This is a genomic window from Streptococcus sp. HMSC062B01 (assembly GCF_001811085.1).
In the GTDB taxonomy this organism is placed as follows: Bacteria; Bacillota; Bacilli; order Lactobacillales; family Streptococcaceae; genus Streptococcus; species Streptococcus gordonii.
The window spans coordinates 92,074-109,368 of sequence record NZ_KZ672780.1 but is presented as its reverse complement, the minus strand read 5'-3'; the positions used below and the strand labels follow the sequence as shown (position 1 = coordinate 109,368).

General features: G+C 43.1%; 15 protein-coding genes. 8 read left to right on the top strand and 7 right to left on the bottom strand.

The annotated features are described in order from the left end of the window. Positions 1-116: 116 nt before the first annotated feature. From HMPREF2780_RS03910 to HMPREF2780_RS03880, 7 genes are all read right to left on the bottom strand, one after another. Positions 117-728: a histidine phosphatase family protein gene (locus tag HMPREF2780_RS03910; RefSeq protein WP_096754789.1), complete on the bottom strand. Its 612-nt coding sequence runs from the start codon at positions 726-728 to the stop codon at positions 117-119. Further along, positions 725-1,321 carry a histidine phosphatase family protein gene (locus HMPREF2780_RS03905; protein WP_096754790.1) on the bottom strand — a complete coding sequence of 199 codons (597 nt, stop codon included), beginning with the start codon at positions 1,319-1,321 and terminating at the stop codon, positions 725-727. The genes HMPREF2780_RS03910 and HMPREF2780_RS03905 overlap by 4 nt, the downstream gene beginning before the upstream one ends. Positions 1,322-1,332: 11 nt before the next feature. Continuing rightward, positions 1,333-2,175: an HAD family hydrolase gene (locus HMPREF2780_RS03900; RefSeq protein WP_233994376.1), complete on the bottom strand. Its 843-nt coding sequence runs from the start codon at positions 2,173-2,175 to the stop codon at positions 1,333-1,335. A 220-nt stretch (positions 2,176-2,395) separates the two neighbouring features. Next, positions 2,396-4,780 (bottom strand): phosphoketolase family protein, encoded by a 2,385-nt coding sequence (locus HMPREF2780_RS03895; protein WP_045505493.1) that lies wholly within the window; start codon positions 4,778-4,780, stop codon positions 2,396-2,398. 466 nt (positions 4,781-5,246) lie between these two features. After that, positions 5,247-6,101 carry a methylenetetrahydrofolate reductase [NAD(P)H] gene (metF, locus tag HMPREF2780_RS03890; protein WP_048777364.1) on the bottom strand — a complete coding sequence of 285 codons (855 nt, stop codon included), beginning with the start codon at positions 6,099-6,101 and terminating at the stop codon, positions 5,247-5,249. A 137-nt stretch (positions 6,102-6,238) separates the two neighbouring features. Next, a complete protein-coding gene (metE, locus tag HMPREF2780_RS03885) occupies positions 6,239-8,491 on the bottom strand; it encodes a 5-methyltetrahydropteroyltriglutamate--homocysteine S-methyltransferase (protein ID WP_096754792.1) in 2,253 nt (750 codons plus the stop codon). Between the two features lie 285 nt (positions 8,492-8,776). Beyond that, entirely contained in the window at positions 8,777-9,145 is a 369-nt protein-coding gene (locus tag HMPREF2780_RS03880) for an insulin activator factor (protein WP_096754793.1), read from the bottom strand. A gap of 131 nt (positions 9,146-9,276) precedes the next feature. On the opposite strand from HMPREF2780_RS03880, the gene pabB reads away from it, so the two are divergent. The 8 genes from pabB (at position 9,277) to HMPREF2780_RS03840 (ending at position 17,195) form a co-directional block, all read left to right on the top strand. Next, the gene (gene pabB, locus HMPREF2780_RS03875) at positions 9,277-11,010 is read left to right on the top strand and encodes an aminodeoxychorismate synthase component I (RefSeq protein WP_096754794.1); all 1,734 of its coding nucleotides are present in this window, start codon (positions 9,277-9,279) and stop codon (positions 11,008-11,010) included. A 220-nt stretch (positions 11,011-11,230) separates the two neighbouring features. Continuing rightward, positions 11,231-12,139, top strand: a complete 909-nt coding sequence (locus HMPREF2780_RS03870; protein ID WP_061583262.1) for an ABC transporter ATP-binding protein — start codon at positions 11,231-11,233, stop codon at positions 12,137-12,139. A 16-nt stretch (positions 12,140-12,155) separates the two neighbouring features. After that, the gene (locus HMPREF2780_RS03865) at positions 12,156-12,914 is read left to right on the top strand and encodes an ABC transporter permease (protein ID WP_096754796.1); all 759 of its coding nucleotides are present in this window, start codon (positions 12,156-12,158) and stop codon (positions 12,912-12,914) included. Positions 12,915-12,951: 37 nt separating this feature from the next. Beyond that, positions 12,952-13,644 carry an ABC transporter permease gene (locus HMPREF2780_RS03860; RefSeq protein ID WP_096754797.1) on the top strand — a complete coding sequence of 231 codons (693 nt, stop codon included), beginning with the start codon at positions 12,952-12,954 and terminating at the stop codon, positions 13,642-13,644. A gap of 142 nt (positions 13,645-13,786) precedes the next feature. Continuing rightward, a complete protein-coding gene (locus tag HMPREF2780_RS03855; RefSeq protein WP_105026198.1) occupies positions 13,787-14,695 on the top strand; it encodes an ATP-binding cassette domain-containing protein in 909 nt (302 codons plus the stop codon). Between the two features lie 11 nt (positions 14,696-14,706). Continuing rightward, on the top strand, positions 14,707-15,402 hold the full coding sequence (locus HMPREF2780_RS03850; protein WP_096754799.1) for an ABC transporter permease: 696 nt from the start codon (positions 14,707-14,709) through the stop codon (positions 15,400-15,402). Between the two features lie 145 nt (positions 15,403-15,547). Then, entirely contained in the window at positions 15,548-16,480 is a 933-nt protein-coding gene (locus HMPREF2780_RS03845) for an ABC transporter ATP-binding protein (protein WP_105026197.1), read from the top strand. Then, positions 16,473-17,195: a lantibiotic ABC transporter permease gene (locus HMPREF2780_RS03840; protein ID WP_082307222.1), complete on the top strand. Its 723-nt coding sequence runs from the start codon at positions 16,473-16,475 to the stop codon at positions 17,193-17,195. Before HMPREF2780_RS03845 ends, HMPREF2780_RS03840 begins: the two co-directional genes overlap by 8 nt. Positions 17,196-17,295: the final 100 nt, after the last annotated feature.

Genomic DNA, 17,295 nt, shown 5'->3' with positions numbered 1-17,295 from the left:
TTTTGACGAATGATAAATAAAAAGTCCTCTGAAAAATATTTCTAAGGACTGTATTTCATATCTAGAAAAGGAACTTGAGTCTGATCTTTTCCCTTTCTTATCCTCTCTTTTTATTGTCAAAGAGAAGTTTCACACTCATACGCACTACCCGTCAACGGGTCAATGACTTCTGCCAGTCTAAAATGTCCCTGCTCATAATGGTAATGGCAGATGGCACAGTTGCCAAAGCGAACCTTTGGGTCCAGAGCTTGAGCTACAATCTTGAGATAGAAGGCCCACATGGCACCACCGTGACTAACAGCCAAGACTGGCTCTGCTCCTGCTTGCTCCATGACCTCAGTCAGAGTGACCAGCATGCGCTCACCGACTTGGTCCACACCTTCTCCGCCATAAGGGACGAAGAGGTCTTCAAAAGAGGTCGCTCCTGGTCGAAATTTCGGCTGCAGGCGTTCAGGCTGGGCTTCAAAGAGACCAAAATTCCATTCTTTAATGCCTTTGAGACGAGTATAGTCGGTCCGGCCAGAGACAAGTTCCAAGGTATCAGAAGCCCGCTCCTGGGTGGACGAGTAGAGCTGACCAAAACGAATGCCCCGCTCTTTCAAATAAGCTCCTGTCTGCCGGGCCTGATCCTGTCCCAGTTCTGTCAGAGGAGAATCGCAAGCTCCCTGTACCAAGCCCTCTTGATTGAAAAAGGTCTGACCGTGCCGCATCAAATATAAATCTTTCATTTCCCCTCCCAATCGCTAAAATCGTGACCAATGGCCTCTTCTAGGTAAAATTGGTCATCTTCAAAAGTAAACCTTAAAATCCCGCAGTTAGTCATGTGACCTAGACTATCCAGACGCCAATTTTTCTGCCAAGCCCTAGCAAAATTAGCCATAGCTGCACCATGAGAAACCATAAGCACAGACTGACCATCCGTCTCCTGCATGAGCTTGAGAACGGTCGCTGTCATACGCTCCCTCACCTGATCCTGTGATTCACCACCATAGGTCACAAAGAAATCTTTATAAGGCAGGGGTGGATTGAGGTCTTCGCTTTCCCCTTCAAAGGTCCCGAAGTTCCACTCCTTGAGTCCCTTGATACGCTTATAGGGAAGTTTACCATCTGTTACTAATTCTAAAGTATCACAGGCCCGCTCTTGAGTAGAGCTATATACATCATCAAATGTAATACCGGCATCCTTAAAATATTGCCCTGCCACCTTGGCCTGATAAATACCAAAATCGGTCAGAGGAGCATCACACCAGCCTTGGACCTTATGGCGTAGGTTGAAAAGCGTCTGCCCATGCCGCATCAGATAAAGTGTTTTTGCCATCATTCACATCTCCTTTAGATGAGTTCTAACTTTTCAAAGGCCTTATAGAGACCGTCTTGGCTGACCGGATCTGTCACCATATCGGCCATGGCCTTGATTTCCTCTCCACCATTTCCCATAGCAACTCCGATCTGACAATAGTCCAGCATAGGAATATCAACCTTGGCATCACCGAAAGCCAGAGTATCCTCCCTGTCAGCATTCAGATGCTTCAGCAGAACGTCAATAGCATGCGCCTTGGTAATGTCCTTGACTCCCAAGTCACCAAAGAGGGCATGCTCACCCTTGCCACCCCAAGTACCCGCCTTGAGCTCAGGAAAAGCCACCTTAGAGTCCAGATGGTCTTGGTAGCTCTTGAGGATAAAGCTGACTTTGTTCAAGTCGTCCCGATAGAGCTCTCCACCATAAACCAAACCATGAAGGGCTTCTTCTGCCTCCATATTTACGACTTCTTCTGGATTGGCTCCTTTTCCAAGGATGTAGGTCCGAAGCACTGGTCGTGCTGCCTCGCGGAAGCCCCTGCTTGCAAAAAGGCCGTTGTTACTCTCTAGGTAAAACTCTAGCCCCCGCTCCTGAAGCCAGTCCACTAGCCTCTTAGCGACATCTCGCGGAATCAGCTGGTGCAGAACAACCTGCCCCTCATGCTCCACATAAGAACCGTTGCCACCAATCATGCCATCAAAGCCAATATCCCAGATTTCCGGAGACATCTCAGCCTTGCTGCGACCTGTGCAGACATAGACTAGGTGCCCCTTTTCCCGCGCCCATCGAATGGCGACCACAGCAGACTTCGGTATATGATTATCATAGTCGATAAGGGTCCCATCCACATCCAAAAAGATGATTTTTCTCGTCATAAAGCCCCTTCCTTCTCGTTTTTGACATAAAATTTGTATATTTCTCACTCTAAATTAACTTGTTTTAGTGAAGTTATTTAGTTTTCTTCTATTGTATACTTATTTGAAAGCCTTTTCTTGTGAAATAATTAGAGATTCTGATACTATTCTATGATTTATTTAAATAATTAGCTTCTCAAATACACAAAAAAGGCCGGAAAAATTCCTAGCCTTTCAAAGATTATTTATTAATGTTTTCCCATTTCCAGTTTTGAACTTCTGGGATATCATCACCGTTTTCACGGATGTAAGCATTGTGGTAAGCCACTGTCTCGTCCATTTTAGCAGAGAATTCAGCTGCTGCTGCACCAAGTGCTGCTTTTGCTGCATCTTGAGCCAAGTGGAAGCGATCCAATTCTGACATAACACGCATATCAAACGGAGTAGTGATATCTCCATTTTCACGGTAACCGTGAACACGAAGGTTATGGTTGTGACGGTTAAAGAAGATGTCACGAATCATTCCTTCATAGCCATGGAATGCAAAGATAACTGGCTTATCTGTTGTGAAGACTTGGTCGAATTCTTCGTCTGAAAGTCCACGCGCATCTACAGATGGATGGCGTAATTTCAAGATATCAACCACGTTAACAAAGCGAATCTTAAGCTCTGGGAAGGCCTTGTGGAGAATAGATACCGCAGCAAGAGCTTCTAAGTTTGGCTCAGTTCCTGCTGCTGCAAAGACAACATCAGGCTCTTCATTGTTAGACACAGTTGAAGCCCAGTCAATAACCTTGTAACCTTCACGTACCAATTCTTCTGCTTCTTCAGCTGAGTAGAATTGCGGACGTGGGTGTTTTGAAGTAACAATCAAGTTAACCTTGTCTTCTGCCTTGAAGGCTTTATCCATAACAGCCAATAAGCTGTTTGTATCTGCAGGCAAGTATTCGCGGATGTACTCTGGAGTTTTCTCTGCCAAGTGAGTCAAGATACCTGGATCTTGGTGAGTATATCCATTATGGTCTTGTTGGAATACAGTTGAAGTTGCAATCAAGTTCAAGGCTGGGTAGTTCTTACGCCATGTAGTATGAGTCTTACATTTACGCAACCATTTGAAGTGTTGTGTCACCATTGAATCTACTACACGAAGGAATGATTCGTAAGAAGCGAAGAAGCCATGACGTCCAGTCAAGACGTAACCTTCTAACATACCTTCAGCCTGGTGCTCTGACAATTGTGAGTCAATAACACGACCTGCTGGGCTCAAAGCTTCATCGTATTCAGGTCTCATACGGCCCAACCATTGACGGCTAGTACGAGTGAAAACTTCTTGCAGACGGTTTGATTTTGTTTCGTCCGGACCAAAGATACGGAAGTTATCTGGGTTAGCATCTACCAAATCAGCAGCGTATTTACCAAACTCAATCATGTCTTGTGCCACGATCTCACCTGGAGTTTCAAACTTAAGGGCGTGTTTCTTCCAATCAGCAGTGTCCATTGGTTTGATAACACCAGCATTAGTAATTGGGTTCATAGCCATACGGCGGTCACCTTTCGGTGCAATCGCAGCGATTTCAGGCAAGACTTTTCCAGACTCATCAAACAATTCTTCTGGACGGTAAGATTTCAACCAATCAAGAAGGGCATCAACATGCTCCATATGGTGAGCATCTACTGGAATTGGCACTTGGTGAGCACGGAAACCACCTTCGATTGGAGTACCTTCCCATGACTTAGGACCAGTCCATCCTTTTGGAATGCGAGCAACCAAAACTGGGAAGATAGCTTGAGTTGCTTCTTCAGCTGATCCTTTACGAGCTTCAGCTTGGACTTTCTTAATTTCTTCGATTGCTTCGTCCAATTTAGCCGCAAAAAGAGCATGAGCAGCTTCATGATTTTCTGAAATAGCTGTTACGTCAGCAAAAATAGGTTTCCAACCTAAACCTTCAAAGAACAAGGTCAATTCTTCGTCTGTTTTGCGTTCAAAGATAGTTGGGTTGTGAATTTTACCACCGTTAAGATAGAAAATTGGAAGAATAGCACCGTCATTAACAGGGTTGATAAAAGTATTTGACAACCAACCTGCCATCAATGGACCAGTTTCCCCTTCACCATCACCGATAACAGTTGCTGCAATCACATCTGGATTATCCAAGATAGCTCCTGCTGCATGAGATAGGGCATAACCGAGTTCTCCACCTTCATGGATAGAACCTGGTGTTTCAGGAGCCGCGTGAGAAGCGATCCCCCCTGGGAATGAGAAGATCTTGCACAAATGTTTGAAGCCTTCTTCGTTTTGAGGAATATTTGGATTTAACTCTGTATATGAGCCGTCGAGGTATGAGTTTGAAACCATTACCTGACCACCGTGACCAGGTCCTTCAATGTAGAACATATCTAGGTCATATTTATTAATCGTCCGGTTCAAGTGAGCGTAGATGAAGTTTTGTCCTGGAACAGTTCCCCAGTGTCCGATTGGGTGAGCCTTTAGATCATTAGCTACTACATCGCGTTTCAAAAGTGGATTGTCTTTTAGGTACATTTGAGCCGCTGAAATATAGTTAGCAGCACGCCACCAAGCATCAACTTTTTCTAAATAAGCCTTAGAATTATAATCTATTGTCATGTTTCCTCGCCTTTCTATTTGGGTTGATTAGCCATAGCTAAGTCCCTAAACATGAATCTACACCTGGTCTCTCCCAAGATCTCCCCTGAAAAGTGCAAAAAATAAAACATTTAGCTGTTTAATTTTCCCTCTTTCACTTCCATACTCTATTGGGTCAGGAGGTTGTATCTAGTAGAAGTATAGGTGTGATATAAAAGAAGTTAATCAATAAGATTTAAAACTCCTATGTTACCATTCTACCATACTTTTTGGAATATGAAACAATTTAATTAACTTTATATAAAATAATCTGTTTCAGCTGATTTATAAGAAATGTAAGCAATTTCATACTCCGAGATCAAAAACAACCAAGAACATGCATAAATAAAAATTTACAGAGACTAAAAAATCCCCTCTCTTCCAGACCTAACTCAAGACATGCTGAATATCTATCAGTCTGAGAAGAATAAGGGATAGGGGGTTAATATTAAGAGAAAAATGTATGCGTTGCCTGGTAAATATGATGGGCAGTTGTTGCATTGTTCATTGTATATAGATGAACACCAGCAACATCCTGAGTTACCAAGTCCACGATCTGATCCACTGCATAGGCAAGTCCTGCTGCTCTGAGTGACTCAGGGTCATGCTCATACTTGTCTAAGATGGCCTTAAATTTACGTGGAAGATGGATATTCTCACACGTTTTCAAGAGACGAAGCGCTTGATTACGGTTAAGAATTGGCATAATCCCTGCATGAATGGGAATATCAATCCCTGCCAAGGTACACTTGTCTTGGAAATCATAGAAACGCTCATTATCAAAGAAAAGCTGAGTTACAAGGCTAGAACAGCCTGCATCCACTTTCTTCTTGAGATTTTGAATATCCGAGATTTGGTTTGGCGAGTCAGGGTGTCCCTCCGGGTAGCAGGCACCAACAATATCAAAGTGCGGTGCTTCTTCTTTGATGTACTCAATTAAGTCAGTCGCGTACTTAAAATCATCCTTGGGTGCTACATCAGGGAAAATATCCCCTCTTAGAGCTAAAATCTTATGCACCCCAACCTTGTCCAAAGCCTGGAGTGTATCTGAGACCATTTCCTTGGTTAGATAGACTGCTGGAAGGTGAGCGATGGTAGGAATCTTCAAATCATTATAGATGAAGTCAGCCAAACGTACCGTTGTCTCCTCTATATTAAATTTATTATTGCTAGCAGTCACACTAATATAGTGAGGTGCAATATCCTGCATTTCCCGAAGAGCTTGGATTATTTTTTCATTGCCTACTGCTGGATTGGGAGGAAATACTTCAAATGAGAGACTAGGTGTGTGGTGACGAACCATAAAATAAAAAGTTCCTTTCAGTGATATACCGCTAAGCTGAGAACAATCCTACAGGAACAATTTCTGCAGGATTGTCAGCTCCGGTTTAAATTTTCGGTTTGCCCTCCATAAAAATAAACGAATATGTCAGAGGAGGATTATTTCAAGTGTTGTCTAGCCGCTTTGGCTGCTTCTACTAAACGAACCAAGCTAGCTTTGGTTTCTGGAATACCACGTGTTTTCAAACCACAGTCAGGGTTGATCCAAACTTTCTTGCTTGGTACTTTAGCAAGGATCGCTTCGATGGTGTGGTCAATTTCCCCTTCGTTCGGCACACGTGGTGAGTGGATATCGTAAACACCAGGTCCTACTTCTGTTTGGAAGTTCTTCGCTTTGAGTTCATCCAAGATTTCAAGATTTGAACGGCTTGCTTCAAAGGAAATAACGTCCGCATCCATGTTGTCGATAGCTGGGATGATATCTGTAAATTCTGAGTAACACATGTGAGTGTGGATTTGAGTGTCTGGCGCTACTGTAGAGTGTACCAAGCGGAAGGCAGGGATTGCCCAGTCAAGGTAGTCTTCATACCAGTCGCTACGACGGAGTGGCAATTTCTCACGAAGAGCAGCCTCGTCGATTTGGATGATTTTCACGCCTGCAGCTTCAAGGTCAAGAACTTCATCCTTGATAGCAAGAGCAATTTGAAGAGTAGAATCCTTGATAGAGATGTCTTCACGTGGGAAGGACCAGTTGAGGATGGTAACAGGTCCAGTCAACATACCTTTAACAGGTTTATCAGTACGGCTTTGTGCGTAGCTAGACCATTTAACAGTGATTGGGTTGAGACGAGTCACATCACCCCAGATGATTGGTGGTTTCACCCCACGCATACCGTATGATTGTACCCAACCATTCTTAGAGAAGAGGTAACCTGACAAGTTTTGACCGAAGTACTCAACCATGTCGTTACGCTCGAACTCACCGTGTACCAGCACGTCAAATCCAACTTCTTCTTGCCATTTGATCCATTCGTCGATGGTTTCAGCAAGGAAGGCATCGTATTCTTCTTGTGATAATTCACCCTTACGGAAGGCCAAGCGTTTGGCACGAACTTCTTTTGTTTGAGGGAATGAACCGATTGTTGTTGTTGGAAGAGCTGGAAGTTTAAAGGCTTCTTCTTGGATGGCTTCGCGTTCTGCGAAGGCTGGCAAACGAGTGTAGTCTGCATCTGTCAAACCAGCGATGCGCGCACGAAGTTCTGTATTTTCACCCACACGCTCCGTCGCAAAGAGTTCTTTATTAGCAGCAAGAGCCTCTGCACCTTGACCATTGCGGATAGCATCCAAGTCACGAAGTTCTTCCAATTTTTCAACTGCAAAGGCAAAGTGATTCAAGATAGCTGGCTCAAATTCTTCGTTAGCTGTTGTAAATGGCACATGAAGAAGTGAGCATGAGCTTGTCAAGACAATGTTTTCAGCTGGGATTTGCTCAAGAACAGCCAAGCTCTTTTCGTAGTTGTTGCGCCAAATGTTCTTACCATTGACAATACCTGCATACAGAGTCTTGTCAGCTGGGAAGCCACCTTTAACAAGTTCAAGAGTTTTTTTACCTTCAACAAAGTCCAAACCAATCGCATCCACTGGCAACTCTACAAGATCAGAATAGATATCACGAACGTCACCAAAGTAGGTTTGAATCAAGACTTCCAAGCCTTTCTTGTCTGCCAAAAGCTTCTTATAAAGATCCAAGAAGAGAGCTTTTTCTTCTGCAGACAAATCTTTGACCAAACTTGGCTCATCCAGCTGGATACGCTTTGCGCCCAGCTCTGCTAATTTTGCAAAGACTTCTTGATAGGCTGCCACCAAGGCATCTACAAAGTCAGCCGGTGCCACACCATCTTCAAAGTCAGATACTTGCAGGAGGGTGAATGGCCCTACCACTACTGGACGGGTTACTAAGCCCAACTCTTTAGCTTCTGCAAATTCATCAAAAATCTTGTGGCCTGCAAGTTTTACTTGAGTTTCTTTTTCAAATTTAGGAACGATATAGTGGTAGTTGGTGTTGAACCATTTCTTCATCGGAAGAGCACGGACATCCCCTTTTTCGCCCTGGTAGCCACGAGCCAAGGCAAAATAACGCTCCAAGTCAGTCAATTCCAAACCTTGCACAGATGACGGTACTACATTAAAGAGAAAAGCTGCATCTAGCACATTGTCATAGTGAGAAAAGTCATTTGACGGAATCTCTGAAATTCCTTTTTCCTTAACAATATTCCAATGCTTAGCACGGAGCTCTTTAGCTGCAGCCAAGAGTTCGTCTGCTGAGATTTCTTTTCTAAAGTATTTTTCAGTTGTAAATTTCAATTCGCGGAATTCACCCAAACGTGGGAAACCAATGATAGTTGTTGACATATGCGTCCTCCAAAATTTTTCTTGATTTTATCTTATCAGAAAATCCACCCCCTGTATAATTGGAATTTCCCTAATTTTGATATAGTCTAAAACTATACCTTGATTTTTTATGTCACTATAAAACCTTATTTTTCAACTGACATTGATTGAAATTATTGTTTGATATAAGTAAAAACTATAATTCAAAATAGAAAAACCAGCGATTTTCTCGCTGGTTTTTCTTATTTTACCTTTTACCATCATTTTCTAAGCTATTTGAATGAGAAAAAGTGGACGCGACACAGCTTACTCAGCCTTGTCATCACTCTTAAACCTCGGCAAATCTAAAAGGTATAGAGCTCCTCCTATAGATAAAAGGCCAGCGAAGTTACCCAAAAAAGGGATAAATCCAACAATAGAGGCACAAAAGAGAAGCTTATGGCTGGTCTTATTGACTCTTGAGTCTTCGCTATAATGAGCCATTCCGACAATAGAAAGCGCCAAAAACAGCAGGCTGATTAATACTACCAAGCCACCCCAGCCATAGTTTTCGACCAGTTTGGGAACTAAATCAACTATTTTCCAGTCCCATCTCTCAGAAGAAGCGTAAAGGATTAAGAAACCTCCTAAGATACTGGTAATTCCATTTACCAATAACAATTTATTCGACTTCATATAAATCTTTTTCTTTCTTTTTTAAAATAGTATACCTAACCACTTTCTAATCTGTCAACTTTCTTGAAAGAATTGATGATCTACCAGATAAAACCGTTTTCATTCAAATTATCTTGTGATAAAATAACTTTATGCACAAGAAAACTATTATTGATTTTAAGCAGTTGGGCCAACGCCTGATTTTTACGAATCCCATCAAGGAGCTAAAGACTCGCCGTCTTGACCAAGTGGAGGAACTTTTGACAGAGATTGAGATCTGGCAGGAGAAAGGATACTATGCTGTCGGCTATGTCAGCTATGAAGCAGCTCCAGCCTTTGAGGAAAAGTTCCAAGTTCATTCCGCTCCACTCCAGAAGGAATACCTCCTCTACTTTACTATCCACGATAAGGCCGAGCAGGCTTCCATTCCCTTGACCTATGAGGAAGTGGAGATGCCAGCTACTTGGCAGGGGCTGACTTCTGAGCAAGACTACCAGAAGGCTATCGAGACTATTCATCATCATATCCGCCAGGGCGACACCTATCAGGTCAACTACACGGTCCAGCTGTGCGCAGAGCTCAATCATGAGGACAGCTTGGCTATTTATAACAGACTGGTCGTTGAGCAAAATGCGGCCTACAATGCCTATGTAGAGCATGATGAGACCGCCATCTTGTCCATCAGTCCCGAGCTCTTTTTCGAGGAGTACCGAGGTCAACTGACCACTCGCCCTATGAAAGGGACCACCAATCGGGGACTGACCTTAGAGCAGGATAGAGAGCAGGCTGCATGGTTAGCTCAAGATGCCAAAAACCGAGCAGAAAATATGATGATTGTCGATTTGCTGCGCAATGACATGAACCGCATTTCTCAGACAGGTAGCGAGCGGGTTGAGCATCTCTGCAGCGTCGAGCAATACTCTACGGTCTGGCAGATGACCTCTACCATCAAAAGTCAGCTACATGAGGGAATTGGGCTGGCAGAGCTTTTCAAGGCGCTCTTTCCTTGCGGATCCATTACAGGCGCTCCTAAGATTTCGACCATGGCTATCATCAAGGCGACAGAAAAAGCTGCTCGCGGGGTTTACTGCGGTACAGTCGGCATCTGCCTACCAGACCAGAGACGGATTTTTAACGTTGCCATCCGCACCATTCAGCTAGAGGGAAGAAACGCCATCTACGGCGTTGGCGGTGGCATCACTTGGGACAGCACGTGGAAATCTGAATACATCGAAACCCAGCAAAAATCGGCCGTCCTCTATCGAAAAAATCCGCGATTCGACCTGATTTCTACTGGAAAAGTAACGGACGGAAAGCTGACCTTGCAAGACCAACACCTGCAAAGACTGACAGAAGCAGCTAGCTACTTTGCCTTTCCTTTTGACCAAAACAAACTGAAGCAAGAGTTAGAAGAGACCTGCGCTCAGCTGGATAAAGTGCAGGATTACAGGCTGCATATAGCTCTTAAAAAAGGCGGCGGCATTGAGCTAGAAACGACTCCTCTACTACCTCTGACGGAGACTTTCAGAAAGGCAAAACTAGTCGAGCAGACAGCCAATCTAGCCCAGCCTTTCACCTATTTCAAAACCAGCCATCGGCCACATCTGACCTTGGAGCAGCAAGAGCAGATTTACTACAATGCCCAAGGCCAGCTACTGGAAACCTCTATCGGCAATCTGCTGCTGGAGCTAGATGGCAAGCTTTACACGCCTCCAGCTGAACTTGGCCTGCTCAAGGGTATCTACCGCCAGCAATTACTGGATAAGGGACAGGTTACTGAGAAGATTCTGACTCTGTCTGACCTAGATCAAGCATCGAAAATCTACGCCTGCAATGCAGTTAGAGAACTGTATAAGCTGGAATTGGACAGCAAGTCATCACTATAAAAGCAAGCATTAAAACCTTGTATCTCAAAGCTTTCGATGATTGATAAAGGACTTACATAAGCTAGATATACCTGAAAAATTTCTGCTATTTGCAGGAATTTTTTTGCTAAAAAACTTTAGAAATATTTTAGAAATGCTTGAGAATTATTTGAAAGATTGGTACTATACTGGATAGTGAAAAGAGAGCTTCCTCTCCCTATCTATACAAGGAGAACTCATCATGGAAAATATTTTGGTTATCCAGCAAGTTAGCAAGAAATTCGGCCAACAATATGCCCTGACCGACGTGAGTCTGACCATCAAAAAAGGTGACATTTACGGTCTTATCGGGAAAAATGGAGCCGGAAAAACGACCCTCATCAAGATTATCGCTCAGTTACTAGAGGCAGATAGTGGCAGTGTTTCTCTTTTTGGTTCTCAAAATCAAAAAGAATGGACGCAAGGCCTCAAGCGGGTCGGGTCTGTCATCGAAACTCCGGTTGCTCACAACCACTTGACAGCCTATGAAAATCTCAACTACTACTGTAAACTTCGCCATATTCCTCATGCTGACAAGGTTATCCAAGAAACCTTGGAATACGTAAACTTAACAGATACTGGCAAGAAGAAATTCAGAGATTTTTCACTCGGTATGAAGCAACGTTTGGGTATTGCTATCGCCTTGCTATCTAAGCCAGATTTGATGATTCTAGACGAACCAATCAATGGTTTAGACCCAGTCGGTATTAAAGAATTCCGTCAAATGGTCCAACGGCTCAACGAAGAATTGAGGATGACCTTTATCATCTCCAGCCACATCTTATCTGAACTCTATTTAGTGGGAACAAAGTTTGGCATCATCGAACAAGGCCGACTGATTCGAGAAATTTCTAAGTCTGAGTTTGAAGAGCAAAGCGAAGACTATATTGTTCTTAAGACTTCCAAATTAGAAGAAGCCAGTCGGCTTATTCATGACCAGCTCAATTATCGTATTAAGGTGGTCAATGCTTCTGACGAAATTCATATTTTCACTCATTCGCACCAAATCAGCAAGATTGTAGAAAAACTTGTAGGTGCAAGTCTACCTGTGCAAGAAATCTACTATGCACGTCAAAATCTGGAAAATTTCTTTACGGATTTAGTTGAATAACAAAGGGAGGCTCATTATGAAAGACTTCATTCGTGCCGATTTTTATCGACTCATACATTCAAAAGGTTTTTGGATTACAGAATTTGCACTATTTTGTGTCATTTCTCTGGGAACCCTATTTCAATCAAATATCCGTTTTGGAGCAAATATTTCCAACCACGAAACCGCTACTCAAGCCTTGGGAAAATTAACTGGGATTCAAGCCCTGAACTACTTTGCAGGCAATACAGACAGTCTGCTCTTTTTCACCATCATTATCATCAGTATGGTCCTTGGAGTGGATCTATCACGAAAGCTCTACAAAAACTGTCTCAGCTATGGCATCTCTAAACTCAGCTATTATTTTTCTAAATTCTTTGTCTGCGTTAGTATCGCACTTCTACACCTTCTCTTTATTCAAGCTATCTCCTTTGCGACTGCCAGTCTGTCCAACGGAATTGGAAGTGCACCTAGCTCTTTTTTGCCTCAGCTGGGCGCTGCTCTCTTCGTTCAATTTCTCAGCACCATCGCTTGGATTAGTATCATCTCTTTGGTCCTCTATGCCAGTCACTCTATCGTATCTAGCTTTTTAACCTATTTTATCGGCGGAGCCCTACTATCTATTCCTCTTATCTTTTATCCTGATAATGAATGGCTCCCCTATCTCACTCTACGTTTCAACACTGCTATGGCAGCTGATGGAGGAACTGTTATCAAGGCTATCCTTACGACATCAGCTGTTACCCTCCTCTTTCTCATTGGGGGACTGAAGATTTTTAAAACAAAAAATTTATAAGATACTAGTAGTATTTTAAACAACAGGGGGAAATTCCATGTTACACACCATTCAGGCGGAACTCTTCCAGCTCACCCGTTCCAAACTTTTTTGGATAATAGAGGGTCTGCTCTTCCTCCTCATCTTCGTTAGCTCTTTTGGAGAAGCTAACTTTAGTTTGTATGTCTCTACACCTTCTGGACAAGATGAAATAGTCCGTCAAGGATGGACAGGATTTCAAGCCCTCAATCAAGTCGCTCACGATTTCCTCCCTTTTGTCATGATTGCAGTTCTTGTCCTCACTACCTCTTTATTGGGGCGAGACCTGACCAAAAAACTCTACAAGAATACATTGGCTAGTGGCCTTTCGCGAAAAGATTTTTATCTATTTAAAACTGCTACCCTTACAACTACTAGTCTTATTCAATTAGCTACCGTATTTGTCACAGCTTTTATCTTGGGAAGTATCTTTCATGGGCCTGGGATCATGCCAAAGGATTTCTTTGAGAATTTTTCACTATCCTTCTTTCGTGCCTTTGTCTTTATCATGGCCTGTAGTTCTGCCTTTGCCTGCTTACTCTACCTGACCCACTCCACTCTAGCCAGCTATCTAATTTTTTTCGTCCTGATAATGCTTCAGGCTAGCCTCCACGCTATTTTCCCTCAACTAAATTCTGATTTCTTCACATTCTTGATCCTCGCTGGATCACTTTGGGGTGGCTATCAGGCCTTCCAACATCGAGACTTATAAATATACAGAGTTAGTCCCTGACTAGCTCTTTTTGTTTGTTTTTGCATTTCGTATTTCTTTAGAAATACTTTAAAAAGATTTGAGAAATATTTGAATTTTGGCTTGTATACTATAGTTAAACCTAAGAAAGCGAGAATATACTATGCAAACTGTTTTAGAAGTAAAGCAAGTTACCAAACAATATGGCCAGCAATACGCCCTTGACCATGTCAGTCTTTCGATCCAGAAAGGCGATATTTATGGACTGATTGGCAAGAACGGAGCTGGCAAAACCACTCTTCTCAAGACCATTAGCCGGCTCATTCATGCCAACAGCGGAACCGTGTCTGTCTTTAGTTCGCAGAACTCTAAGGAATGGAACGAAGCCCTTCGCAAGATAGGAACCGTCATCGAAACACCAGTCGCTTACAATCAGATGACTGCTTATCAAAACCTCAACTACTACTGCAAGGTCCACCAGATTGCCCAGCCCGACCAGCTCATCAAGGAAACCCTAGCCTATGTCGGATTGAGCAATACTGGTAAAAAGAAATTCCGCAACTTTTCGCTAGGAATGAAGCAGCGTCTGGGGATCGCTACTGCCCTTATAAGCAAGCCTGAACTCATGATTTTAGATGAGCCCATCAACGGCTTAGATCCGCTTGGCATCAAGGAATTTCGCCTGATGATTCAGCGGCTCAACCAAGAGTTGGGGATTACTTTTATCATTTCCAGCCACATCTTGTCTGAGCTTTATCTGGTAGCCACCAAGTTTGGCGTGATTGACCAAGGACGCCTTATCGCAGAATTCACCAAGGATGACTTTGACCGAGCCAGCGAAGATTATATCGTCCTCAAGACCAGCGATAGAGACCAGGCCGCAAACCTCATCCAAGACAAGCTCCACTATCAGCTTAAGGACGCTGATAAATCTGACGAGTTGCACATTGTCGCCCAAGAACAGGAACTAAATGACATCAACAGGGAGTTGGTCCTATCCAATATTCATGTCAGTGGTATCTATGCAGCTCACAAAGATTTAGAGAAATACTTTACAGATTTAGTCCAGTAAGGAGAAAAAACATGTTACATACTTTTCAAGCAGATTTTTACCGTTTCTTTCGTTCCAAGGCTGTTTGGATTACCGAATTCATCTTTCTACTAACGACCTTGAGCACAGTCTTTAGCAAATTAAATGCCGTCCAGCTGATACAAGCTGGCTCCAGCGCAATCGGTAATAATACTTTTATCATCATTATCCTCTCTATGGTCGTCATCGGGACAGATCTGAACAAGCAGCTTTACAAGAATACTTTAACCAGTGGCGTTTCCCGTACCAGTTTCTTCATCTCTAAAGCCCTAGTCATGGTCTGCGTAACCTTCCTGCAGTTGGCTCTCTTTTATAGCATCAACTTTATCCTAGCGGCTATCCTAAACGGTATTGGTGATTTATCCGCCACCTTCCTGCTTCAGTTTATTCTTCTATTCTTTATGCAGTGCCTGACTGTCATGGCTTGGACAGCCATTATTTCCTTTATTCTTTATCTGAGTAAATCTATGATTGCTGCTCTGGGAGGTTATCTTTTCTGCGCATCTTTAACTGGAGCTCTTGCGCAATTATACCCCAAATCTTTATGGCTGCAGCATTTCACCCTGAGCTTTGATTTTGGGACGCTTCAAAGCAACGGTGTAACCTTGAGAGTTATTCTCATCGCCTTGGTCTTAGGAACCGTCTTCACCGTAGCAAGTCTCTATACTTTCCACAAAAAAGATTTATAGTAAAAAAAGGAGCTGGTTCTTAACTGGTTCCTTTTAATTTTTTCATTTCGTATTTCTTTAGAAATACTTTAAAAAGACTTGAGAAATATTTGATAATTAGTTTGTATACTAAAACTATAAACAAAGGAATTAAAGGAGAAACACCATGCAAAATGTTTTAGAAGTGAAAGGACTGACTAAAAAATACGGGGATCAATATGCTCTGAAAGATGTCAGTCTTTCCATCAAAAAAGGAGAGATCTACGGTCTCATTGGTAAAAACGGTGCTGGTAAGACCACGCTGATCAAAATTATCACTCAAGTCATCTATCCTAGCGGAGGAACCGTATCTGTCCTGGGCTCTCAGAGCCAACAAGAATGGACAAAAGCCCTCAGCCATACTGGATCTGTCATCGAGGCCCCTGTAGCTCATGCCCACATGTCGGCCTATGAAAATCTGCGCTACTACTGTACCGACCGGGGCATTCCAAATGCTGACAAAGTCATCAAAGAAACCCTTCAATATGTCGGCCTGACCGATACTGGAAAGAAAAAATTCCGCAATTTCTCTCTGGGGATGAGACAGCGGTTGGGCATTGCCATTGCCATTTTGGGGCGTCCCGACTTGCTCATTTTGGACGAGCCCATCAATGGTTTAGACCCAGTTGGGATTCAGGAATTTAGAGAAATGGTCAAGCGCCTCAATCAAGAACTGGGCATCACTATCATCATTTCCAGCCATATCCTGTCCGAGCTCTATCTAGTAGCCACTCGCTTTGGATTTATCAATCAAGGGCGTTTCATCAAAGAGCTGCCTAAGGAAGAATTTGACCGAGAAAGCGGCGACTATATCATCCTCAAAACGGATAATATCAAGCAAGCTGCTCATTTAGTGCAAGACAAGCTCGGCTACCAAATCAAGCCAACCAACAAGGAAGATGAGCTGCATATTTCCGGCCAAGTACATGAAATTCGCAAGATTGCCAAGGAACTAGTCCTAGCCGACATCCCAATCGGGGAAATCTACTACGCCCACAAAGACTTAGAAAAATACTTTACAGACTTAATCAACCAAGAAGGAGGAAACACTCATGTTTAATAGTATCAAGGCGGATTACTACCGTATCTTCCGCTCCGTAGGATTCTGGGGAGTGCAGGCTTTCTGCATCTTTGGAATTCTCCTCGCCATTTTCACTTCCCAAGCCGTCAGTTCCGACAACGGTATCTTTTTTGCCATATATGCCGTCACCTACAACATCGGCATGCTCTTTATTGCCTGCAATGTCATGACTAGCTTGCTTCTCGGTGTTGATCTCAATGACAAACTTTATCACAATAACCTGACTACAGGCAAGACTCGGACCCAGTATTACTTCTCTAAAGCACTGGTTATCGGAAGCTTGCTTCCTCTACAATTCATACTGCTCTATACTTTTGGTATTGTCATCGAATTTGTCCGAACCGGCGGTAATATGGGAACCCTGCCAGCTAATTTCTGGGGACAATTCGCAATACTCTTTGTCATGCAGGTCATCTGTACCTATGCTTGGTACTGCATTACCAGCTTTGTCCTCTACTTGACTCGAAACTATAGTGTCGTCTTTATCACCTATATCATGACCTATATCTTACTCGGTCTCCCTAGTCAAATGTTCGATGCCAATAATGAATGGTTCAAGGCTATCAAGATGGAGTTCTTCTACGAAGACGCTTCAATACCAGGTGTCATCACCAAAACAGCTATCTTTGCTCTCAGTCTGATCACGGTCTTTACCATCGCAGGACTGGTTACACTGAAGAAGAGAGACTTATAAAAGTAAAAACGAGGCTGGGACAAAAGTCCTAGCCTCTCAATTGTCTTTGGATTGTCGAGCAAGACGCAGTGGTTGAGTGGGCTCTACTACGCTGATTCCA